General features: G+C 59.4%; 21 protein-coding genes and 2 pseudogenes. 9 read left to right on the forward strand and 14 right to left on the reverse strand.

From position 1 onward, the window contains the following. The first annotated feature begins 25 nt into the window (after nucleotides 1–25). The 7 genes from RLEG4DRAFT_RS00710 (at nucleotide 26) to RLEG4DRAFT_RS00740 (ending at nucleotide 6317) form a co-directional block, all read left to right on the forward strand. Nucleotides 26–1030 carry a zinc-dependent alcohol dehydrogenase family protein gene (locus RLEG4DRAFT_RS00710; protein WP_003574563.1) on the forward strand — a complete coding sequence of 335 codons (1005 nt, stop codon included), beginning with the start codon at nucleotides 26–28 and terminating at the stop codon, nucleotides 1028–1030. Nucleotides 1031–1061: 31 nt separating this feature from the next. After that, the gene (locus RLEG4DRAFT_RS00715) at nucleotides 1062–1361 is read left to right on the forward strand and encodes a tautomerase family protein (protein WP_003574564.1); all 300 of its coding nucleotides are present in this window, start codon (nucleotides 1062–1064) and stop codon (nucleotides 1359–1361) included. A 235-nt stretch (nucleotides 1362–1596) separates the two neighbouring features. Further along, complete coding sequence (locus tag RLEG4DRAFT_RS00720; protein WP_037093120.1) at nucleotides 1597–2421, forward strand: alpha/beta fold hydrolase; 825 nt, start codon at nucleotides 1597–1599, stop codon at nucleotides 2419–2421. A gap of 89 nt (nucleotides 2422–2510) precedes the next feature. Continuing rightward, nucleotides 2511–3476 carry an MBL fold metallo-hydrolase gene (locus tag RLEG4DRAFT_RS00725; protein WP_003574566.1) on the forward strand — a complete coding sequence of 322 codons (966 nt, stop codon included), beginning with the start codon at nucleotides 2511–2513 and terminating at the stop codon, nucleotides 3474–3476. A gap of 123 nt (nucleotides 3477–3599) precedes the next feature. Next, complete coding sequence (locus tag RLEG4DRAFT_RS00730) at nucleotides 3600–4037, forward strand: DsrE family protein (protein WP_003574567.1); 438 nt, start codon at nucleotides 3600–3602, stop codon at nucleotides 4035–4037. Between the two features lie 120 nt (nucleotides 4038–4157). Further along, nucleotides 4158–5003 carry an SDR family NAD(P)-dependent oxidoreductase gene (locus tag RLEG4DRAFT_RS00735; RefSeq protein WP_037093098.1) on the forward strand — a complete coding sequence of 282 codons (846 nt, stop codon included), beginning with the start codon at nucleotides 4158–4160 and terminating at the stop codon, nucleotides 5001–5003. A gap of 228 nt (nucleotides 5004–5231) precedes the next feature. Beyond that, entirely contained in the window at nucleotides 5232–6317 is a 1086-nt protein-coding gene (locus RLEG4DRAFT_RS00740; RefSeq protein ID WP_003574572.1) for a Gfo/Idh/MocA family protein, read from the forward strand. 315 nt (nucleotides 6318–6632) lie between these two features. On the opposite strand, the gene RLEG4DRAFT_RS00745 is transcribed toward RLEG4DRAFT_RS00740, so the two are convergent. After that, on the reverse strand, nucleotides 6633–7007 hold the full coding sequence (locus RLEG4DRAFT_RS00745; protein WP_003574574.1) for a thermonuclease family protein: 375 nt from the start codon (nucleotides 7005–7007) through the stop codon (nucleotides 6633–6635). A 137-nt stretch (nucleotides 7008–7144) separates the two neighbouring features. Between RLEG4DRAFT_RS00745 and RLEG4DRAFT_RS00750 the strand changes: the two genes are divergently transcribed. Beyond that, nucleotides 7145–8107, forward strand: coding sequence for a sterol desaturase family protein (locus tag RLEG4DRAFT_RS00750; RefSeq protein WP_003574576.1), 963 nt, complete (start codon nucleotides 7145–7147; stop codon nucleotides 8105–8107). An 802-nt stretch (nucleotides 8108–8909) separates the two neighbouring features. Here RLEG4DRAFT_RS00750 and RLEG4DRAFT_RS00760 read toward each other — a convergent pair. The 4 genes and pseudogenes from RLEG4DRAFT_RS00760 to RLEG4DRAFT_RS53030 form a co-directional block, all read right to left on the reverse strand. After that, entirely contained in the window at nucleotides 8910–9152 is a 243-nt protein-coding gene (locus tag RLEG4DRAFT_RS00760) for a hypothetical protein (RefSeq protein ID WP_003574580.1), read from the reverse strand. A 794-nt stretch (nucleotides 9153–9946) separates the two neighbouring features. Then, a pseudogene (locus tag RLEG4DRAFT_RS00765) lies at nucleotides 9947–10255 on the reverse strand (hypothetical protein); the annotation flags it as partial. 1 nt (nucleotide 10256) lies between these two features. Then, nucleotides 10257–10454: a CUE domain-containing protein gene (locus RLEG4DRAFT_RS00770; RefSeq protein ID WP_003574583.1), complete on the reverse strand. Its 198-nt coding sequence runs from the start codon at nucleotides 10452–10454 to the stop codon at nucleotides 10257–10259. A gap of 1081 nt (nucleotides 10455–11535) precedes the next feature. After that, a pseudogene (locus tag RLEG4DRAFT_RS53030) lies at nucleotides 11536–11661 on the reverse strand (NTP transferase domain-containing protein); the annotation flags it as partial. A 513-nt stretch (nucleotides 11662–12174) separates the two neighbouring features. Here RLEG4DRAFT_RS53030 and RLEG4DRAFT_RS00785 point away from each other — a divergent pair. Continuing rightward, nucleotides 12175–13401, forward strand: coding sequence for an ATP-binding protein (locus RLEG4DRAFT_RS00785; RefSeq protein WP_003574587.1), 1227 nt, complete (start codon nucleotides 12175–12177; stop codon nucleotides 13399–13401). A 622-nt stretch (nucleotides 13402–14023) separates the two neighbouring features. Here RLEG4DRAFT_RS00785 and RLEG4DRAFT_RS00790 read toward each other — a convergent pair. From RLEG4DRAFT_RS00790 to RLEG4DRAFT_RS00825, 9 genes are all read right to left on the reverse strand, one after another. Next, complete coding sequence (locus RLEG4DRAFT_RS00790) at nucleotides 14024–15319, reverse strand: MGH1-like glycoside hydrolase domain-containing protein (protein ID WP_003574589.1); 1296 nt, start codon at nucleotides 15317–15319, stop codon at nucleotides 14024–14026. A gap of 19 nt (nucleotides 15320–15338) precedes the next feature. Continuing rightward, nucleotides 15339–16397, reverse strand: coding sequence for an ABC transporter ATP-binding protein (locus RLEG4DRAFT_RS00795; protein ID WP_003574591.1), 1059 nt, complete (start codon nucleotides 16395–16397; stop codon nucleotides 15339–15341). Nucleotides 16398–16410: 13 nt separating this feature from the next. Next, nucleotides 16411–17268, reverse strand: a complete 858-nt coding sequence (locus RLEG4DRAFT_RS00800; protein ID WP_003574593.1) for a carbohydrate ABC transporter permease — start codon at nucleotides 17266–17268, stop codon at nucleotides 16411–16413. Beyond that, the gene (locus RLEG4DRAFT_RS00805) at nucleotides 17265–18116 is read right to left on the reverse strand and encodes a carbohydrate ABC transporter permease (protein ID WP_003574595.1); all 852 of its coding nucleotides are present in this window, start codon (nucleotides 18114–18116) and stop codon (nucleotides 17265–17267) included. Before RLEG4DRAFT_RS00805 ends, RLEG4DRAFT_RS00800 begins: the two co-directional genes overlap by 4 nt. A gap of 72 nt (nucleotides 18117–18188) precedes the next feature. Continuing rightward, nucleotides 18189–19463 (reverse strand): ABC transporter substrate-binding protein, encoded by a 1275-nt coding sequence (locus RLEG4DRAFT_RS00810; protein WP_003574598.1) that lies wholly within the window; start codon nucleotides 19461–19463, stop codon nucleotides 18189–18191. A gap of 37 nt (nucleotides 19464–19500) precedes the next feature. Continuing rightward, on the reverse strand, nucleotides 19501–20511 hold the full coding sequence (locus tag RLEG4DRAFT_RS00815; protein ID WP_037093132.1) for a LacI family DNA-binding transcriptional regulator: 1011 nt from the start codon (nucleotides 20509–20511) through the stop codon (nucleotides 19501–19503). A 275-nt stretch (nucleotides 20512–20786) separates the two neighbouring features. After that, nucleotides 20787–21134 (reverse strand): RT0821/Lpp0805 family surface protein, encoded by a 348-nt coding sequence (locus RLEG4DRAFT_RS38255; protein ID WP_085061865.1) that lies wholly within the window; start codon nucleotides 21132–21134, stop codon nucleotides 20787–20789. 365 nt (nucleotides 21135–21499) lie between these two features. Continuing rightward, on the reverse strand, nucleotides 21500–21985 hold the full coding sequence (locus RLEG4DRAFT_RS00820) for a hypothetical protein (protein WP_348529928.1): 486 nt from the start codon (nucleotides 21983–21985) through the stop codon (nucleotides 21500–21502). Between the two features lie 229 nt (nucleotides 21986–22214). Beyond that, a complete protein-coding gene (locus RLEG4DRAFT_RS00825) occupies nucleotides 22215–22781 on the reverse strand; it encodes a hypothetical protein (RefSeq protein ID WP_003574603.1) in 567 nt (188 codons plus the stop codon). Between the last annotated feature and the right edge of the window lie 170 nt (nucleotides 22782–22951).

Genomic DNA, 22951 nt, shown 5'->3' on the forward strand with positions numbered 1-22951 from the left:
GCAGCGCAGCATGAAGGGCATACCGATGATGACCACCACTCCCACCGAAATGGACGCGCTCGTCCTCTCCGAAACGAACTCGGACTTTGTCCGGACCCGCATGGCCTGCCCGGCTCCTGCGGCGGGAGAGGTTCTCGTCCGCGTCAAGGCCAGCAGCGTCAACCCGCTCGATCTCAAAATCAAGAGCGGACAGGCTCCGCACGCCCGCCATCCATTGCCCGCCGTCCTCGGAATGGACCTAGCCGGGGTCGTCGAGGCAGTGGGTTCTGGCGTCACGGCATTCAAGCCGCAGGACGAGGTTTTCGGCCTGACTGGCGGGGTTGGCGGCCTGCAGGGTTCATTGGCGACTTTCGTCTCCGTCGATGCCGATCTGCTGGCACTCAAGCCAACCAACCTTACCATGCGCGAGGCCGCGGCACTGCCGCTGGTCTTCATCACCGCCTGGGAAGGGCTGGTTGATCGCGCAGTGGTGCAGGCACGACAAAAGGTACTCGTAATCGGTGCGGGCGGGGTCGGTCATGTGGCAATCCAGATCGCACGCGCCTTTGGAGCCGAGGTCTTCGCTGTAGACAAGGCCTCGAAGCAGAGGCAGATCGAAGAGCTGCGCGCGACTGCGATCGACCGCCATCAGACAACCGTCGAGGAGTACGTGAAGGACCACACGGGCGGACGCGGCTTCGACGTCGTCTATGATACCGTCGGCGGGGCGGGGATTGATGCCGCGTTCAACGCCGTGAGCAGGTTCGGCCACGTCGTCAGTTGTCTCGGATGGGGCACACATTCACTCGGACCGCTCTCCTTCCGGGCCGCAAGCTACTCGGGCGTGTTCACGCTCCTGCCGATCCTGACCGGAGAAGGCCGCGCCCACCACGGCACAATCCTGCGCGAGGCAAAACACCTTGCCGAAGCCGGAAAGATCACTCCTCTCCTCGACCCGCGCCGCTTCAGCTTCGAGACCGTTTCTGCAGCCTATGCCGAAGTCGAAAATCGCACTGCCAACGGAAAGATCGTCATCGACGTCGCCGACTAGGTGGGCGTCTCCCCCAGCCAAGGAAAAAGCTATGCCATTCGTAAACGTAAAGCTCGTCGACGGCGTCTTCACGCCAGAGGAAAAACACGCCATGGCCAAGGCGCTGACCGACGTCATGGTCAAGTTCGAAGGCTCGGAGGCCTTCCGCGAGGTCGTCTGGGTACTGATCGAGGAACTGCACACGGATGGCTGGCACATCGGCGGCAGGCCGTTCGAGGGGCCGAAGTCCTTGATGACTACTCTTTCGAAATCGAAAGACATCGTCGAGACGATCGACGGCAATCCGACCACGCGCAAAGAGTGGGCCGCGGCTGCGCCAGTCGTTGGCTGATCGCCCTGAGCCGGGGCGAACACAGAAGGCCGGATTCGCCCTCGCCGAGCCACCTCGCCGAAAAAGGGACAGGACCATGACTTCCAGAGAACATTTTCCGATACCCGACGCGACAAGACGCGAGGTTCTAATAGGGACCGCCGCCACCGCACTCGCCGCCCTGCCGCTGCAGGCACTTGCGGCCACGGCGTCTTCAAATCCAACCAATGCAAACATCGAAACCGGGAGTGAGATCATGAGCAGCATCACGACGAAAGACGGTGCGCAGATTTTCTACAAGGACTGGGGTTCCGGTCAGCCGATCGTCTTCCACCACGGCTGGCCTCTCAGCGCTGACGACTGGGACAACCAGATGCTGTTTTTCCTGGGTAAGGGGTTCCGGGTCATTGCGCATGACCGCAGGGGCCATGGCCGCTCGAGCCAGACGTCCGGTGGCAACGACATGGACACGTATGCAGCCGACGTGGCGGCCCTCGCCGAGGCTCTCGATCTCCGCGACGCCGTTCACATCGGCCATTCGACGGGCGGCGGTGAAGTCACCAGGTATGTGGCCAAACATGGCAAGGGCCGGGTCGCAAAAGCAGTCCTCATCTCCGCCATTCCTCCGGTCATGGTCAAGTCCGACAAGAACCCAGGCGGACTTCCGATCGAGGTCTTCGACGGCTACCGCGCGGCGTTGGCCGCCAACCGCGCGCAGCTCTACCTCGATATCGCGAGTGGGCCGTTCTATGGCTTCAACCGCCCCGGCGCGGCCGTCTCCGAAGGGACAATCCGCAATTGGTGGCGTCAGGGTATGATGGGCGGCGCAAATGCGCACTACGAATGCATCAAGGTCTTCTCCGAGACTGACTTCACGGAAGACCTGAAGGTCATCGACGTCCCGGTCCTCGTAATGCACGGCAGCGACGACCAGGTGGTTCCTATCGCCGGCTCCGCAGAGCTGTCGGTGAAGTTGCTCAAGAACGGGAAGCTCAAGGTCTATGACGGCTACCCGCACGGGATGTTCACAACGCACGCCGACGTGATCAACGCGGACCTCTTGGCCTTCATCAAGGCCTGACCGCTGGGCGGGCCGCGAGGCCCGCCTCTACCGCCAACTCCAGTTCGAAGCCGTCGGCTCGCTCGAGACCGGCTGCGGAAAGGTATGCCATGACATCCCAACACATGCTCTCGCGCCGTGGATTTTGCCTTTGCTGTATCGGGGCGGCGGGATTTGCCGCCACCGGAGGGTGGTTGAGCCCCCGCGACGCCTACGCCGAGGCACGGGGTCTGGTCAGCATCATAAAGGACAGCGCCGCCAAGTCCGTCATCTCCACCCACAAGCTGAGAAACGGCATTACCATTCTCGAAGGTTCCGGCGGCAACGTCGCGGTGCTGAGCGGCAAGGATGGCCTCGTCATGGTGGACGCGGGCATCAGCGTTTCGCGCAAGCAAATGACCAAGGCGCTCGCGGAAATCTCGCCAGCCCCCGTCACCTACCTGATCAATACGCACTGGCATTTCGACCATGCAGACGGGAACGCCTGGATCGGGTCCGGAGGAGCCAAGATCATAGCGCATGAAAACACCCGCAAGTATCTGTCGAAGGTCCAGCGGGTGGAAGACTGGGACTACAATTTCCTCCCGGTCGCGAAAAGCGGAGAGCCGCAGCATGTCTTCTCCAAGGAGCACACGCTCGAGCTGAACGGCGAAACCGCGCTCCTCAAATACTATGGTGCGGCCCATACCGATGGCGACATCTCAGTCATGTTCCGCGAGGCGGACGTCCTTCACGTCGGCGACACGTACTGGAACGGCATTTATCCGTTCATTGATCACTCGACGGGGGGCAGCATCGACGGAATGATCGCGGCATCGGAGGCGAATCTCGCCGCCTCCACCGACAAGACCATCATCATTCCGGGTCATGGAAATCCGGTGAGCAACCGAACCGAGTTGCGTGACTTCCGCGACATGCTGGTCGCTATCCGCGAGAACGTGGCAAAGCTCAAACGCCAGGGGCGCTCGCTCGACGAGGTGGTCGAGGCAAAGCCCACGTCGGCGTTCGATGCGAAGTGGGGTCAGTTCGTGATCGATCCAGCGTTCTTCACGAGGCTTGTCTACGCCGGCGTCTAGCTTCGACAGATTTCACCCAAGACGTCCCCGCGCTCCTCCCCAGTCCCTATGGGGCGCGTGCGGGACGCTTCCAGCGGCATCCCGGATTTATCCGCAGACTCAATCCACCCGAAGGAGACGACTATGTCGGAAACGAAAAGCGCGCTGTTCATCGATATTCCGGTTGAACTGCGAGAGGTGAAGTCGGTTCACAGCATCGGCGGTTTGGAGTTCGAAGGCGACTTGCCCGCGGCTCTGTTTCATCTTCAGTTGATCACGACGGACATCGCGAACTGGAAAGCATCGTCTGAAGTGGTCGTGGTGTTCCACACCAACGCGGGTCACGTCACGCTCGACGATGAGGCCTATAATTCGTCGCGCAACATCGCCACAGGCAACCCGTACAAGAAACTCGTCGCTGACCTCATGGATATTGGCGTCAAGGTCGAGCTTTGCGGCGCGACCGCAAGGGTCAACGGCTGGGGCAACGCGAATCTTCTGCCCGGCATCAAGGTCAATCTCGATGCCATGGCGCGAACCATACAGCTCGTGCAGCAGGGCTTCGTTAAGATCACCGAGTGACCTTTAGCCCATCCGGCCAGGACACAAAGCCCAAAGGAGAGTGCCATGCCTCAACTCCCATTCGGATTTCATTCAACGGCTTCGGACGTATTGAAAGGGATCGACCTGCATGGAAAAACGATGATCGTGACCGGAGGCGCGAGCGGAATAGGGACCGAGACGACGGCGGCGCTGGCCACCGCAGGGGCGTCCGTTGTCATCGCCGCCCGCCGTACGGACGCGGCCGAGGCGGTAGCTCGCAACCTCAGGGCCAGGACCGCGAACCCCAACATCCAAGTGCGGCCTCTCGATCTGTCCGATCTCGGATCAGTGACGCGTTTCCTGGATGACTGGGAAGGCCCGCTACACACGCTCGTCAACAACGCCGGCATCATGGCGCTGCCGGAACTGCAACGCACGTCCGAAGGATGGGAGATGCAGTTTGCAACGAACTTCCTAGGGCACTTCGCCCTGGCGTTGGGCCTCCGGCGATCCCTTGCCCTGGCCAACGGCGCGCGCGTCGTGTCCGTGAGTTCGAGCGGCAACCTTTTCGGCCCGGTCTTCTGGGACGACCCGCACTTTCGCTTCATGCCTTACGATCCGCTGCTGGCCTATGCGCAGTCGAAGACCGCCTGCACCCTCCTATCCGTTGGCATCACTGAACGATGGGACGACGACGGGATAAGTTCGAACGCGCTCAACCCCGGAGCTATCGCGACCAATCTGCAACGCCATACTGGCGGCCTCCGTACACCCGAGCATCTCCGCAAGACGCCCGAGGAAGGCGCGGCGACTACGGTGCTCCTGGCCGCTTCGCCTCTGGTGGAGGGAACGGGCGGGCGATATTTCGAAAACTGCGCCGAAGCTCCGGTGGTCGAAAGCCGCCCGGAGTCGCGGTTGGAGGGCGTGGCCGGGTATGCGCTCGACCGTGCCAACGCTGAAAGGCTTTGGGACGTGTCGCTCCGTCTTCTCGAGCCAGGGCGCTAGTCAGCACCGGGCACTCAGAGACTCGAAGTATGCCTTTCGTCGGCTCGAACGAGGCTAGCGTGTCCGGTTACGCGCTTGAACACCTTCTTGAATGCGATGTCCGAGCCATTCCGGTCTTGTGGCTACGGACAAAACTACGTGGGTAGGAGCTGACGGCCGACAGTGGCGGATCGCGAAGCTCGTACACCGTCGTTCCATTCTGGAAATCACGCCAAAGGAGGGCGTCCAATGACACAAACACCGATCGGAGTTGGCATCATCGGGGTACACCCCGACCGTGGCTGGGCATCGACTGCCCATGTTCCCGCGCTTCGGGACCTACCGCAGTTTCGACTTTCGGCGTTAAGTCACAACCGGATCGAAGTCGCACAGGCAGCGGCCCAGAAGTTCGGGTTCGATCACGCTGTCTCATCGACCGAGGAACTCGTGAGCCATCCCGATGTCGACCTGGTCGTCGTTACAGTCAGGGTGCCGGAGCACCTCCAGCTTGTGACCTCCGCCCTCGAGGCCGGGAAGTCGGTGTTCTCCGAATGGCCCCTCGGCATGAACCTCCGGGACGCGGAAGCCATGAACAGGCTTGCCGCCTCCAAGGGCGTTCGCACGATGATCGGCCTTCAGACCCGGGCAAACCCGACCATCAGGCACATTAGGAAGCTTGTCGCTGAAGGCTATGTCGGTGAGGTACTCTCCGCCACCGTGATCGGCTCCGGGATCACATGGGGAGAGGAACTCGAGGATGCCTTCCGGTATACGCTGGATCCCTCCAAAGGCGCGAGCATGGTGCACGTGCCGTTCGCGCATACGATGGATGCCCTTGCATTCGCATTGGACGATGAATTCATCAGCGCCTCGGCGACGCTGGTCACTCGTCGCGCGACGATAAGGATAGTCGAAAGCCAGGAGGCTGTTCCGCTCGCCGTCGCGGACCAGATCGCCTTTACTGGCAGACTTGCATCCGGCGCGCTGGTGATCAGTCACTTTCGTGGCGGGCTGTCGCGCGCGACAAATTTCCATCTGGAGATCAACGGAAGCAAGGGAGACCTGCTGCTGACCAGCCCGGTGGGCTATGTGGGCATCGGCGGGTTCAACCTCTCCGGTGCGCAAGTTGGCGAGAACCTCCATCCCATCCCCGTCCCAAGCGACTTTGGGCCAGATGACAATGTTCTGACCGGGAACGTCAAGAAACTATACGAACTCTTTGCCTCCGATCTGTTGTCGGGTACACGCCACGGGCCGACGTTCGAAAGCGCCGTTAAACTGCATCGGCTGATCAATGCGGTCGAAAAGAGCAGAGGGGCTTCCCACGAAATCTGAAGAAGATGCGCATTTTTCAACCGCGTCCAGTTCACGGTTCTCGGGCTAGTTCACGGGTATGGGCTGTTCAACAGTTGAATCGCTACCAGGCATTTTCTCAACCGGAGGGCGTGGTGCGGCGATCAAGAGAGTACCCGCATGCGCCGATAGGATAATGAGGCGAGAAACCGTGATCGCTTTCATGGTTCACTCCTTCTTCTGGAAGGAAGATTGTAACCGCGTTAGAGCACGGCGAATATTTATCCAAAATGCTTATCTCAACATTCAAACCTGCTGGAGCCCGCCTGTCCGCGAGCGCCAGGGTAGGCTCGCCAGCTAGTCGCACCAGTCGTTCCGCTGCCCTGGCGCCCAGGTCCGCGCAAACCCTTCTCCCAGCAGCTTCTTGCCGATTTCTTCACCATTCGTTCGATAGACGTTGACCAGCGGCCGGTGCGCTTGTGTCTTGTCCACCGTGCCGCTGAACATCACCCGCAAGCCCTTTTCAGCCAAAAGCTCTTTCAGCCGCCCTTTGGCAATGAGCGCTAACTTCCGTTCCTTGATGCACCTCGCGTGTGAACCGATCTCCGGCGTGTCGATCCCAGAGACGAACGGAACACCTTTCCCCATCAGTCGCATGTTTTGCCCATCGCATTTTACCGTGTCGCCGTCGGCGACGGTCAGCGTGGCGCAGACAATGAGCCCTGCTATCATTGAATGATTTTCCCACCCCCGGGCGCATCGAGGATCTTTCAATACGTCAAAAGGACGCCCCGATCGTCCTTTGAGCAATCTGGCAAACGCACATCGTCAGAACTAAGCTTTTACGGGTTCGTGTTTGGAGCAGTGGCATGGAGCTGGTCGAATACTGCCTGCACAAGCTTGGAAGCTTTTTTTACGGCACTTACTATCTGAATGGTAGAGCAATGGCGCTCAGTTTCGCCATTTCCATTGGCCTGGTTCTGACGGTTTTCGCGGTGGAGCTCAGCTATGTGGGGTTCGGCAATTCCGGGTTCCGTCGGGTTTTCTTCGAACGCAGCAAATCCACAATCACCGACATCGTCTATTTCGTCCTTCAGGCGACGGGAATGATTACGCTATTCGCGGCGCTCGCATCATTTGGTCTGTCATATGCCATCACCCACGCGGCTCAGGATGCCCCCCACCTGGACCTTGCCCGGAGGCTGCCAGGCTGGGCACATGTTCTCTTGTTCCTGGTGCTGTCAGACTTCTTGAGCTACTGGCAGCATCGGTTCATGCACCGGCTGCCCGTACTATGGCGGCTGCACGAATTTCACCACGCAGCCGAAGAGTTCAACGCGCTAACTTCGTCGCGGGAGCATCCGCTGGAGAAGGCCATAAACATGGCCATTATGGTCGTTCCGGCGCTGCTTATCGGCCTGCCAACGGCCGAATTCGCCGTCGTGACCATCACCTTTGGCGCCATTGGTCTGGTCAAGCACAGTGCCATCCCCTGGCATGGCTGGTTTGGCAAATACGTGATCCAGTCACCACGCGACCACTTCATCCATCACTCCCGAGTGCGGGAACATCACGACAAGAATTTCGCCAATTATTTCCCGATCTGGGATCATTTGTTCGGCACCTATTACGAGGGCGATGCAGACGGTGCAAAGCTCGGTCTGGACCGCGACTACTTCAACCAAACCGATCCGTTCCGCGAAAGCATCGCCACGGAAATCCGTTTCTTCCAACGCGCCGGGCAAGCTGCCAAGGCCAAGTGCGGCATAAGCCCCATAAGCGGAAAACCTGTCTCGCCGCTGGGGCTATCGGGCCCGGAACAGCGCCGGTAGCGCGAAGCTGGCATCGCTCTATTGTGATAAGCGGCAGCTTTCTGGAATCCACGAACTAGCTCCGATTGACAGAAATGGGCGATTCCAGCCGCCGCTTCCGCTCCAACAAACAGGGGTTTAAAGCGTTGTGGAGCCGATCGCAAAGCCGTTGGAAAGGCCGCCGAATTCACGATAGCGCTGTTCATCGCCGGCATGGTTTCCGGTCTCGGCCTGACGCTGGCGATGGTCTGGAAAGCATGCGAGCAGCACGGTCGCAGCGCTGAAAATGGCGGTTCATCCAGTTTTGTCACTATGTAAAATTGAATGGCGATGACTTGAATGGGGAGTATACTGCCCTCCATCGGTCGCATTAACTGATGGTAGTGGTCGCTTGGGAGTGCATTTTCGGAGGAGCACCGAGATGTTGCTTGCCCTTATATCCCTTACAGATTTCGAAATCGAACTCGTTACTTCCGCGGTTCGCGAGTGGTGCCGTTTGCATCATCGCGACATTGATAGCAGCGATGGACGTAGAGCTCTCACGGTTGCGGTCGATCTGGTCCAATCCAAACACACTGAGGAATGTCTTCTCCCGGAATTGACCCAGCGCCTTGCCCCGCCCAGCGCGACCCCTCCCCAAAACGCACATGTGGTCAGTGACCGAACGAGAGCGTCCTGAGAACGTCTTTCTGCTCCGGGGTGCACAACCAGCCCGGCGATCATCTTGGACCACTCCACCCCTTGTTTTTGTTCCAATAGGAAAATGCTGCGCACCAAGTCATCGCCGGGATGGTTTCCGGTCTCGGGTGGCGCTGGCGATCGTCTAGCAACCCTTCAAATCATTCCAGGCGATCACCGCCCGCCACGCCTCGTGCTCGCGCTGGCTGGCGGGGCTGCGGAAAAATGGCCGAGACTCCAGAATGACTTTCTCCTCGCATTTCAGGCACGCGACTTCCGGCGCAGGCTCATAGAGCACTCTCCCCAAGCCGCCGCAGCTGCACCGTCCCAGCCGGGGTATGGTGTCCTCGCACACCACTGGGCGCTGTCCCTTGAGTTCAGCGATCATCCTTGCTTCCTCGACCTCCGTTGTGCCGCATCAACCGGTGGTAATATTGCTCGACCCTACGCATAGCCTCGCTCGGTTCAACTTCGATTCCTTGATGTGGGATCACCCGTTGACGGACTTGCGGGCCAATGCCGCTCCAATGCCATTGGCCACTCTTCGGGCCGCCAAATCTCCATCCGAATCCTCCCGATGATTACCTCCCCGTCATAGCCCAGCCAGTCGAGTCAGTCGGCTGGTTGGACTCGTCGATCTTGGTGCCGCGCCATTGGTAGAGGGGTTGGTATCGAGTTGGCATGTCCTGGAACATCGGCCCAGCCGGCCGAATGATCAACCAGGGTGAATTGCTTTTTAAGCTTCTTCGCGCAGCCGATCAAACACCTCCGGCAGGACGGTGACCACCGGTTAAAAAAACCCCCGCGAGAGCGGGGATCAGTAGTAGGGGTGTTTTGTAGGCATAACGCCTCGCGGCGATGCAAATACTATTATGCACTCTTTACAAATGGTTTCAATAAATATTACTTTTGCAAGCGCATGTTTTTCCATCTATATTATGAAAGGCTAAAAAGAGGACTGTATGGTTCGTCAATAAGACACAAAAAAATGATATCCAGAGGATAATATAACTATAATTTGCATTGATATTTGGTATTGTTAGTTCGGCCGCTCAGCGATAACTTGCTAAACCCTAAGCAAATAGTCTCCTGTACGTTGGGCGGCCATCAATCGCTCAGTTGGTCGTTCGCCCAATGATTGCTGGATTGAACATGCGTCTTCGTGCGCCGGCCTGTCGCTACCTCCTCCTGGAGTTGCCAACCGGCCTTCGGTTTGGGCCACCCCTTCTTTGCTGCCCGGAAATCGGCTTCTATTTCGGCTTTCGCCTTTGCTGCCGTCGGGCCACTTGCCCAGACGGTTATGCGCATTCGGCCCGCTCTGAAAACAAAGCGGCGCTCGGTGGCGTTCTTGCCGGCGCTATATCCTGCGCGAAAGCAAACGCGCGCAGCCGACGAGGTAACGCTGTCGCGGAAAGACCCTGGTTGCGACCGCCACCAGTCGTTAAATGCCACATCGAAGGCCACGGTTTTGAGTTGATCACGGTCAAGCATATCAATCTCGCTCGTAGCTCGGACGCCACCCCCGCGTGATACCACGGCCCATGGCGCCTTCGGTCAATACTAGCTGCCAGCGAAGGTAGCGAATGTCACCGAGCAGCGTTGCTATCGCAGCTTGCACATCGCCTTTGTGATAAGCAAGCACCTCCGCAATTTCATCGTCCACGGCTTCGCCGATCGGCTGCTCCCGCATATCCGTGCTCCATACTTGCTGTTATCAGACGCCGGCCGCTCGCCGATGTTCTTATTATGTTCACATGAGGAGCGGAGTCAACAATCTATCGTGACGCAATTGTTTTGAGGATTGCTGTGCTAGCAAAAATGCCCCGCCGAAACGAGGCATTTGACCGAAAGAGGAAAGGACGAGACCGCGCGGGGGGCGGGCGATGTTGAGAGGCTTGCGAGCGCAGGACTCTCTCGCGCGGTCCCTACGAAATAACAACAGAAAACCTGTCTGGTTCCTGTACGCTTTCGGACAGAATTACGTGCCCTTCGATATCGTCGGCGATGTCAGGCTAGAAAATCGGCGCCCTATTCTATGATGGCCGGTGATTGGGCTTCAGGGCCAATAGGAGGCGTCCTCGTCTGCACACTCTTCAGGGCTCAAGCCATCAGCATGGAGCGATAGCCAATAAGCTCGCGCAACGGTCCGCGCATATTCAGAGGGTTCCTTGCCAAACGGCAAGCCTTTCTCGGCCGAGAGCTCCCAAATCCGTTTTGTGAAAAGGACGGTGAATTTGTCTTCGTCCAGCATCTGCAAAAAAACAGAACCTCCGCACCCGCATCGAGGCCCTCTCACATCGGGGGCCGCGCAGAAGGGGTAGGAGAAGGAGTTGACCATTGCCCTCTGCGCGGCCCGAACCCCGTGGAGGGGGTAGATCGCAAACAGCGCAGGGCAACGCTATCTGACGATCCGAGTAGTTAACTACAATGGGAGGCGGCGGTTCCTGGACAGTTACGCACCCTTTGCCGCCTTGAGGGTGGCCGGCCTCGGCGGACCGCACGGCCACTGCGAACAGGGGTGCAGCAGTACAAGATACTGAAGCCGCGCGGTCCGTCGTCGAAACCCATAACTACCTGAATAGGTTCCCGGATCACGAGTCGACCGCGAACAAAAAAGCCCCGCTGGTTTGAAATGACCCCCGAAAGCTGGACACCCAACTTCGGGGTCAGTTCAGGTTGGCGGGGCTAGTTTGTTCAGACGGAAAGGTGGCTGCGCCATAGCTGCTGGGGAGCGGACCAAAGCGCATCCTCGCACCAAACCCGCCACCTAAAAGAGCGCGTTCGGCTGATCGGCGCACGAGGGGCACGCCGGCGAATTCGGCCAGAAGCTTGTGCGGTCCGCCCACACCCATGCGGCTCGCTCTGCCGGCCGCAAGCAGGATGATCGCGACGGACATCGGCTCGGGCGACCGCCCCGAATTGCAGGGATCATCAGACATTCTCTCGTAGTTGATGGTCGCCGGCTTCTTCTTCATATCGGTCGTCGGCACCATCAAAAACCGCCGGGTACTGCCCGATCATATCGATGGTCCTGCGCGTCCAAATCCGAGGAACATGGTAGTATTGGCGCGAGTTGTGGCCCGGCACTTAAACATGGCTCGGGTGTAATCCGGATCGGCATGCCACCACCGCGCGACTTCTGCGTCTCATAGCAGCGCGCATGCCCCAATCATAACTTTCGTCGGCTTGTCCACCAACGAGGTGCAACGCGCAGCCACAGTGTCGACTATCGGAGACGCGGGATCCTTCGCCGTAACATGACTCTTAAATCCGAGATAGTCGGTCCATAAATCCGAAACGGACGAGCTTGAAATCCGAATTAGACGGGAATAAATTCCGAATCGGACGGGGAGGGTGACCATTTGAGCCCCACGTGCCCGCATGATTTAATGACTCGAGGAAAAGCCGGAATGCTCTACCCCAGGGGTGCAACCGATAGGATCCGAATCGCCTTGAAGGACACCCCGGTGGTGTTGATCAACGGACCGCGCCAATGTGGAAAAACGACCTTGGCACGAACGCTGCTGCAGTCAGATCGACCGTACTTTACCTTCGACGACGAGACAACCTTGTTGTCCGCCAGGACAGATCCTGTCGGATTTATTCGCCAGATTGACACCGCAATACTCGACGAAGTTCAGCGGGTTCCCGAGATCCTGCGAGCGATCAAACTGGCAGTCGACGATGATCGCCGACCGGGTCGATTTCTATTAACTGGCTCGGCGAATATCCTTGCTTTGCCCACGGTATCGGACAGCCTTGCAGGCAGAATGGAAGTCGTTACCTTGCTTCCACTTGCCCAGGCGGAAATCCGAAACGGCACAACAAATTTTCTAGATACTGCATTCGCAGGTCAGGCAACCACCCCATCACAGCCGTTGACCGGAGATGCATTGATCGAGCTCTGCTTGTTTGGCGGCTATCCTGAAATGCTTTCCCGCTCAGACCCGAAGCGCCGTTCCGCCTGGGCCCGAGACTATATCCGCGCTATTGTCGAACGGGATGTGCGCGACATTGCTGATGTCGAGCGCCTGGATCAGATGCCGCAACTGATGCGTGGGCTTGCCCATCATTCCGGACAATTGCTCAACTTCACACAACTGGCTGGCCAAGTTGGTCTCGATGACAAAACCGCTCGCCGCTATATAGGCCTGTTTGAGCAGTTGTTTCTCGTCCGGCGTATAGAGCCTTGGTTCCGCAATCCTCTTAATCGCCTTGTGAAGACCCCGAAGCTCTTGTTTCTCGATAGCGGGCTTTTGGCGGCTTTGATTGGGATCACGGCAGATCGGGTCAGAGGAGAGCGCTCGCTCTTCGGGCCGATACTTGAGACCTTCGCCGTGAACGAAATCTTCAGGCTCTCGACTTGGAGCGCCGTTCAAACAAATATTCATCACTACCGCGACAAGGATCAGGACGAAGTCGATGTCATTCTCGAAGACGAGATGGGCAGCATTGCGGGATTTGAAATCAAGGCGTCGGCAACCGTGACACCGGCCGACTTCAAGGGGCTGAGAAAAGTCGCAGCCGCAACCGGAGTCGCCTTCAGAGCGGGCTGGGTGCTCTATGACGGCGACAAGGTTCTGCCGTTCGGGGACAGACTTGCTGCTGTGCCCCTCTCTTGTCTCTGGAGCGCATAATCACCCACCCGGCGATTTGCAGCCCACCCGTCCCAGCGAGATCATTTAACGAATAGCGCGCCACGCGAGCTACCCCGTAGAACCAGCCAGGCTTTCCATCACTCTTCGAGAACAGAATCGAAGATAAAAAAAAGCCCCGCTTGTTTGAACTGACCCCCGAAAGTTGGACACCCAACTTCGGGGGTCAGTTCAGGTTAGCGGGGCTAGTTTGTTCAGACGGAAAGGTGGCTGCGCCATAGCTGCTGGGGAGCGGACCAAAGCGCATCCTCGCGCCAAACGCGCCGCTGCGACAACAGTTCCACACAGTGAAATGTGTTTTGGGCAAATTTCTTTTTCGAGCGCCGCTGCTGAAGCGTCGCAATGACAATAACTGAAAGTTTTGCGAGATGCGGCCGAGTTGATCGATTCGGCCCTGTGGTCGAAGTCGCTCAGAATTTATATCTAAATTTATCTAATCCATTGGACGATGTCGCGATGGGTTCAAATCCTTTCAGGAGCTTCGATGCGCAGTTGCGGGTCGGCCGTTCGATTCTCATCAAGGCATGACAGTCACATTGCCTAAATTACAGATTTGGGCTCAAGGTCATCGTTCATTGGATCGGCTCGGAGATCATCGCGGCTTTTATTTCTGTTGTGGCATCCGACTCTTGTGGGCAGGGATGACGCGTCGCTCGAGCCACAGATACGCGGCGGCCGTCCAGGAGAATCCGAGGCCGCCGCAGCCTTCGCCGGTGACGGGGTCGAAATATTCGGCAAAACCTTCCGCTTCGATCGCCGCAATCGTCGATCTCCGCAGCTCTTCGGCGCTATCCGCGTGGCCATTGCGCTTCAGTCCATCGATCAGCAGCCAGTTGATGATCGCCCAGGCGGGTCCGCGCCAGTAGCGCTTCGGCTCCCAGCTCGCAATACCCGGCTTGGTGGTCGGAAAGGCGACCTTGAGGCTTTTGGACCAAGTCTTCATCTCATCGACCAATGCATCCGCGACCGGTTTTTCGAGGTCGACCGAGAGGAGCGGGATGAAGCCGGCTTGTGTTGCTGCCTCGATATCCTGGCCAGAAATGAGATCGCGCGAGACGAAGCGTGACAGGGCAGGGCGCCACTGGGCGAGAATCCCCTTCCGGGTCAACGCATTCAACGCTGCGATCTCGGCCGCGTCGTCTACCCGGCCAAACGCGCGGGCAAGGGCTTCCAAGTCTTCGCCGGCCTTGAGGAGGATCGCGGTCGTCTGGATCTCGGCGACCTTGAATGGCGCCTTTTCCCATTGCTTCGCCGGATCCCAGCCGCAGGCGGCATAGGTATCGACGAGATGGATGAAGCGGCGGTAATCCTCGTCGCGCGGGCGCATGTCGGCATCCACATGGCCGGTATCCTTGCGCTCGACAGGCGTATCGGTGGTGGTCGGTACGCGGGCGAGCGCGATGTCCCAGGCGGGAGAATTGTCGCTGCCGCTTTCCCAGGGATGCAACAGCGCGATGAGACCGGTGCCATCCGGATCGCGGGCGGAATACCACCAGCGATGCCATTTCAGCGCCGCCTGGTAGAGGGGCAGGGTGCGCGCCTCGGCATTCCTGCCTGCGGCTTCATGCAGCCTGCGCAGTGCGATCGCAAAGACTGGAGGCTGGGTTATGCCGGAGGTCGGGATCCGATGCTTCGTGCGCCAGACATACGGCCCCGGGAAATAGGTATCGCTTGGCGCGTGGAAGACGATATGCGGAATCATCCCGTCCGCCCACTGGCCCTCGACCAGCCGCTCGAGCTCGCGATAGGCGCGGTCTATATCGTAGAGCGCAAAGCCCATGGCGACGAAGGCCGAATCCCAGTTCCACTGGAAGGGGTAGAGGCGGTCGGTCGGCACGGTATAGCCGCCGCGATCGTTCGCGGCGAGGATGCGCTTCGCCTGGTCGATATGCACGTTCATTTCGGATACTCCGGTGTTCTTAGGCCAAAGCGGCCGGAAAGGACTTGCCGCTTTCGGGCGAAAGCCAGGTAATGCGCTTCTGGTCGAGCTTCAGGCCGATCGTGTCGCCGCTCTTTACGGTTTCCGAGGCCGGCAGGATGACGCGCACCGGCTGGTCGCGGATCGAGCCGGTCAAAAGCAGGTGCGATCCCATCGGTTCGGCAACGCGGACCCTCATTTCGAGGCCCTGTGGCAGCGGCGCGAGTTCGACGGCCTCGCCGCGCAGGCCAAGGATGATTTGATCGCCGGATTTCTGTGGCGCGGTAAGCTGTTCGGCGCCTGCCGCCACCTGACCGTTCGAAACCGGGACCTGGATGAAGTTCATCGGCGGGTTGCCGATGAAGCCGCCGACAAAACGTGTTGCCGGGTGATTGTAGATCTCGACCGGATGGCCGACCTGCTCGACGATGCCGCCATGCATGACGGCGATGCGGTCGGACAGACCCATGGCTTCCGTCTGGTCGTGGGTGACATAGATCGTCGTGGTTCCTGCTGCTTGCAGCACGGTCTTGAGCTCCGTGCGCATTTCGAGGCGAAGCAGCGCGTCGAGGTTTGAAAGCGGCTCGTCCATCAACAGAACCTTCGGTTCGACGGCAAGGGCACGGGCGACTGCCACGCGCTGGCGCTGGCCACCGGAAAGCTTGTTCGGGTAGCGGTCGAGATATTGCTCGATATGCAACAGGCCGGCGGCCTTCTCGACTTGCGCCTTCACGCGTGTGTCGTCGGCCTTCTGCATCCGCAGCCCGAAGGCGACATTCTCATAGACGGTCATATGCGGAAAGACCGCGTAGTTCTGGAAGACCATCGCAAGGCCGCGATCCTTGGGAGGCAAGCCGATCACCGACTTGTCGCCGATACCGACATCTCCCGATGTTGCAGTCTCGAGGCCCGCGATGATGCGCAGCAGCGTGGTCTTGCCGCAGCCGGACGGGCCGAGCAGCGAGACGAATTCGCCGTCGTTGATCGTCAGCGAGACCTCTTTCAGCGCCTGGAAGGCTCCGAAGCTCTTGCGGATGCGGTCGATGACAATATTGGCCATATCTCTGGTCCCGTTATTTGGAGGAAATGCCCCAGATCGCGAAGAGGTAACGTCTGACCGCGAAGATGAAGACAACCGAGGGAAGGATGAGCATCAGACCCCCGGCAAAGCGATAGTGCATCGGGCTTTCCGACAGCACCGTCAGCAGGTAGGCGGTCAGCGTGCGGTTGCGCACTGTCAGCACCGAGGCGGCAAAGACCTCGTTCCACGAGATGACAAAGGCAAAGACCGCGGTTGCGACAATGCCGGGAAGCGCCAAGGGCGCCACCACCTTGAAGAAGGCCTGGATGCGGGTGCAGCCGAATACCCAGGCGGCTTCCTCCAACTCCTTCGGCACGCCGAGGAAAATGCCCTGCGTGACGAGTGCGGCAAACGGCAGCGCCAGGACCGTATGGATGAGGCCGACGCCGAGGATCGTATCGTAGAGGCCGAGCCGGATGAAGGAGACTGTCAGCGGCAATGCCAGGATCGCCAGCGGAAAGGCGCGGGTCAGCAGCACCAGGAGCCGGTAGCTGTCCTTGCCGCGAAACTCGTAGCGGGCGAGCGCATAACCGGCAGGCGCGCCGAGCAGGATGGACAAGGCGACCGTGATACCTGCAGCACCGAGCGAATTGAGGAAGGACTGGACGACGCCTTCGGTCTTCAAAAAGAGAAGGAAGGGCTCGAGCGAAATGCCCGTGGGAAGGCCGGTCTTCGGCCAGATATAGACACCCTGGCGACCGCCGAGCGCGCCGAGCGCGACCAGATAGATCGGCACCAGAACCCAGGCGCAGAGCGCGACGATGCCGCTCCAGAGAAGCCAGCGGCGCGAGGAGACGAAGCCGGCAGCGCTGGGGATGTCCGTGGTCGTGCTGATGGTATCCGTGGTCATGGCAGGCGCTCCGGATCGACCTTCAAGGCTTTCAGATAGATGAGGGTGGCGGCAAGCGAAATGATCATGATCAGCACCGCATAGGCGGCAGCGACGCTGTAGTTCTGGTTCTGGTTCTGCCAATTGTAGGCCTCGCCGACGAGAACCGGGAAATTGCGTCCCCCGAGCGCATAGACCACCGCGAAGACCTCGAAGGCGAGCACGGTGCGCAGGATCAGCGCCGATTGCAGCGCCGGGCGGATCAGCGGCAGGGTGATGCGCCAGAAGCGTGTCCACGGACCTGCACCGAAGATTTCGGCAGCTTCTTTGAATTCCTTCGGAACCTGGTTGAGACCGGCGACGATGATGACCATGACGATAGCCGTGCCGCGCCAGATTTCGGCAACCGCAATCGCGATGAAGAGCGCGACCGGCGTCTGGTAGGAAAGCCAGCTTGCCTGCCTTCCGATGATACCGAGGCCGAAGAGCAGCGAATTCAGATAGCCGGTATTCTGCAGGATCGACAGCCAGACGAGACCGGCGGCGAGATCGGAGATGCCGAGCGGGATTGTCCAGATCCACAGGATCGTCTCGCGCCCGCGGCCGACCTTGGCGACCATTGTACCCATGGCAAGCGCAAGGGCGATCTGCACCGGCACGACCGCAATCGTCAGCAGGAAGGTGTTCTTCACCGAGCGCGTGAAATTGATGTCGGTTACCATGCGCTCGGCATTCGCTAGCGACGGCGCGCCATTGTCCGAAACCGCCAGCCAGATCGTCTGCGCCAGCGGCACGACAAACAGCAACGCCAGAAAGGCGACGGATGGCAGGATCAGCAGATAGGGAATCCAGGGTCGGCTATTGGTCATCGGCTTCCGCCTCGACGAGCAGAGGGTTGAAAGAGCGCCCGGGCATTTCGCCCGGACGCGTCCCGGGCGGATTTATTCGACCGGGCAGGGGCCGTCGCTCTTGGCATCAGGCGCCCAGCAGGCAGCTTTCGTGTCGGTCATCAGCTTGGCCATCGTGGCGCCCTGGGTCTTCAGCACGTCTGCAACAGGTTCGTTCTGCAGCACGATGCGCTGGAAGCTGTCCATGTAGACCTTGTTAAACTCACCGCCCTTGTCGCCGAGGCCGACCGGAAGCAGCGAGATGACAGCGTCCTTGGACGCCTGGGTGGCGGTGACAGCACCCGCGAGAAGGGCGACGCCGGCGTCGAGATCCGGCGGCAGCTTGACGTTCAGGGTCGGGAAGAAGCCGACCTTGGAGGCGGTCAGGAGCTGCGTGTCCGGCATGGAAAGGTGCTCGATGATCTTTTCTGCGCCGGCCTTGTCGGGCGCGCCCTTCGGAATGGCGAGACCAGCAACGACTGGCATGTAGCCACGACCCTTGGGGCCGGCAGGAGCGGGGAAGACCACATAATCATCCGGTGCGGCTGATATGGCATTCTTCAGCCGGGCGATGTGGTCCCAGGCCACCATGACTTCGCCGGCAGCGAGCGGCTCCTGCATGAAATCGTAGCTGGTGGAGTTCGGTGTCACATTGGCCCACAGCGTCTTCAACTTCTCCCAGCCGGCGGCCGCATCGGCACTCTGGAAGGTGCGCACGACACCGCCCGTGAAGGAGGGATAGAAATAGCCCTGGAAATAACGCGCCATCAGCCCCTTCGGGCCGGCCGGGAAACCGATCTGCGGCTGACCCGTCGCCTCCTGCATATTCTTGCCCCACTCGATCAACTGATCGTAGTTCAGCGCGTTCACGTCGGCGCCAGCCGGCAGGTATTGCAGCGCGTCCTTCTTGGCAGCCATCACATAGGTCGCCTGCATCCAGGGAATGTACTGCTGGGTCGGCTTGCCGAGCTTGCCAAGGTCGAGCAACGACTGCGGCATGCCGCTTGCTGCCAGCTTCTTGGCGAGATCGTCGAGCGGCTCGAGCGTGTCCTTGTCGGCAAGCGGCGAGAGCTCCCCATGCAGCGCACCGACGAGGCTGACGGTGCGCTTACCGGCTTGACGTTCGGCCTCCATGCGGACAGCAAACTGCGGCGGCTCCTCGACCACGTAATCAACCGAGCCGACATCCTTTAACAGCTCCTCGCGGACAACGGTCGCCTCTTCGATCGGACGAAGCTGGGTAGACACGAAAACCGTCTGGGCAAGCACAGGCGAGGCGAAGGCCAGCACGGTGGAAGCCAGAATTCCAAATGACATGATATGTTTCATCTTCTCCTCCTTCATTGTTCTTTGTTTGCACTTCTGTCTATGCCGCCTTTGCGGGACGGCGATGGCTGTCGCGATCGACGAACTCGATCGCGTGAAGCTCCTGGAGTTCTGCGGCAGGCTCCCCGGCGATGGCGCGCAGCAGCAGCGAGGCGAAGCTCGCGCCGAGGTTTTCACCGGTCATGCGCATGGTCGAGAGCGGCGGGCTGGTGAAGGCGCCCATTGGCAGGTCATCATGGCCGACAATGCTGATCTGGTTGCCGCCATCGACCTCGCGTAGCGCCCTCAGCGCCCCGATCGCCATTTCGTCCGTGGTACAGACGAGTGCGGTTGGACGCGATGGTTGGCGAAGAAGTTCAAGCGCCGCGAGATAACCGCCCTGTTCCAACGGCGCGCCTTCGGCACAGAGGTCGGTCGCTAGGCCGCATTCCTCCATCGCCGCCCGCCAGCCACGGCAGCGGTCATGTGCGAAGTAATATTCCTGCGGCCCGGCGATATGGCCGATACGGCGGTGGCCGGCGGCATGGAAGCGCAGCGTCGCGGCCCGGAAGCCGGCAAAGCCGTCGCCGTCGATATAAGGATGGGGCAGCAGGCTTTCCGTGCGGCCGTTCGTGACGAAGGGAATGCCGCGCGACTGCAGAAACTCGACGCGCTCGTCCTTCCGCTTGGTGCGGACGAGAAGCATGGCGTCGACGCGGCGGCCATCGACGAAGCGGCGGCAGATGTCGAGTTCGCTCTCGCCGCGCGGCACCGGCGCAATCACCAAGTTGAGGCCGGCAGCAGCAAGGTGTTCGGCACATCCGGACAACATATCGAGGAAATGCGGGGGGCCGATATGGCCAGGATCGCTCGGCAGCGTGACCGCAACGAGCTCGGCGCGCTGCCTGCGGAGGCGGCGAGCCGACGCATTCGGCCGGTAGCCGACCTTGTCGGCAGCCTCACGAACCCGTTCGCGCGTGGCGGCGGATACATCGGCATAACCGTCGAGCGCACGCGACACCGTGGTGATCGACAGTCCCAGCGATTGCGCGAGCTGTTTGAGATTGGCCAACATCTTCCTCCCGAAGTGAGGAAAAGATTCTCCAAAACGTTTTGGGAGTCAAGCCAAAACGTTTTGGATATGGCGGTCTATTATTTCCAGGGCCAGGATTTCGATGATTCCATCGCAGCCGGTAGACCTTAGGAGAATGAGGCGATCGGCGCGTGCAACGGTCTACCGACCGCGCCTTCGACAGCGATAGCTGTTCCTCATCCCGCCGTGCTGATGAAGCCAACTATCCCAGGACGCCGCTAGGACCAATCCAACAAATGTCGCCAGTTGTTAGGCTAGTGCGTCGTTGCTAACTTCCAAGAATTCCCAGAAGGACAAGCTACGCCGTCAAAGCGCGTAGTACCCTCCAGTGACTGGCGACGTGTTACGAAACCGCGACATCCATCAAGCCTGTCGTCAGTGTCAATCTGTTCGATAACTCCGGCGCTCCCGGTCGACGGATTTGCCCAGGCGAGAGCTTTCGTTCCGACAGTTCCGCGGCCGACCACATCTGCAATAACAGCTTGATCGCTGACTGGGACGGCCCCGGGTGAAACGGAGGGCGCAGAAGACACTTCGAGAGGTTCGGTGTGCGAACAGGCGGCGAGAAACGCCACGCACGGAATGATAACTATTCGTTTCATGCAGAAAATGATGGATCTGATGACGACTATTTCAACCCACGGCGCATCACTTTAGGCGAGGGCAGCTCAGATTCTAAAGAGGAAGCTGTTGGGGTTGGAGATTTACGTCTCATTTCGGGCTGATCTGGCCGAGCCTCTGCATCGCCTGAGCACACAGCGAATGATCTGAGGCGGTGAGGTCTGCATTCAACTCATCGCAGGATTGTACGAACCAATCGAGTCAGCTCGACAAGTAGTCTCCATTGGTTGCTCTGGCCGTCGAGCCGTCAACCACAATTCCCAGAAACTCGCCGGGCCGTACACCTGATCCTGCATGGTCCCGATTGTCTCGGGTGCGGGTACCCGGCCGGCTCAGCCAACGAGCTTCAATTTTCATGTGTGATACCATCCGCGCTCTGGCTGATCGCGATGAAGCGGCTCTTCACGATCTCGACACGACCGATGGGCCCGCGGATATTGCCTTCGAGGAAATCATCGAAATCTTGATGATCCAAGAGAGCCTCGAATCGCTCGGCAATGAAGGCACGGACATCGGCGTTTGCGGCGGCTACCTCCTCGGGAAGATTATCTCGCCCATCAACGATCAGAAGGACGTCCTCTGCATCTCGGCTCATGAACAGGTCGTCGTTGCCCCGGCCGGCAAAGGCTTCCAGTTTGGTGGCGAGGAATAGTGGCGGCGTCAAGACCAGTATGGTCAGCTCGTCGGAGAGCTGGAAGGCGGTCGCCGTCTCAATACCCTTCGCATACCAGCGATTGCTGAAGCCGAGGACCGATGGGTCGTCCGGCATGAAATCGACCTTGAGTTGGCCAAGTCGCATACGGCAGATCACTTCCTCGTCGGCCGCCTCCATAAAGCCCTTTTGGCGGAGCTCGTCCTGAAGGACAGCCCATGCGGAGGTCCCGTCAGATCGACGATAAGATCGATGTCGTCGGTGGCGCGTACGTCCTCAAGCGTTATGGGATCCGTTATGAACAATGCAGTCGTGCATCCGCCGACGAAAACCAGGCGCTCACGGAGGTCTTCGCCCAATGCAGATGCGACAGCCTTCAACATTTCGAGTAGTTGAGCGCTGATGGCAGTCATTTGCTCAAGATCCTTGACCTGAGATGGTCGGTTGCAAGACCGACCTCCCGCTGATTTCCAAGCCTGATCGCATCGACCAACGCCAGGTATTCATAGAGCCGATCATCCTTCAAGGCAGCGTCCGGAACACTTTTGAAAAGCGGATCGACTGACTGACCCATCTCCCGACCGCTGGCGAAGGGCCAGACATAATTGTAGGTTCCGCTCACGAGAAGCCCCTGAAGCATTGGCGCGGCGAAGGCCGTCGGGACGCCACGCTGCATCGAGCCCACCTGGGCGGGAAATACAAACCGCAGTCCGTTCGTGATAAAACCGAACAGGTTACGGCGGTGCGGTCTGATTTCGCTCTTGCTGTTGTGTTTGCGTGCGATGCCGGATGCGACGCTTCTTTTGATCGATTGTGCGATCTCCGTCTTGCTGATGCCGAGCAGGGCTTCCAGGTTGCGCACTGAGTAGGGATCGCCACCCACGGATTCGGCACGCAGCTCATCTGCACCCTTCGTGAGTTCTTGATCCTGCAGGCTGATCAACTTCAGCAGAACGACTACGTCTTGGCTCTTCATGTTTCCTGTCCTCTGTCCTAGGACTGAGGACACTAAGCACGAGTTACATCCTCGTGTCAAAGCCTTAGGTGGAGGCTCAGCAGTAGGACTAGCGTCCCCGCCACAATTTCCTACCTAGGGTTTTGAAATGGTACCTGCCGCTTCGGGGCGGGGAAGTCCCTGAATATAGG

The organism is Rhizobium leguminosarum bv. trifolii WSM2297 (genome assembly GCF_000271845.1).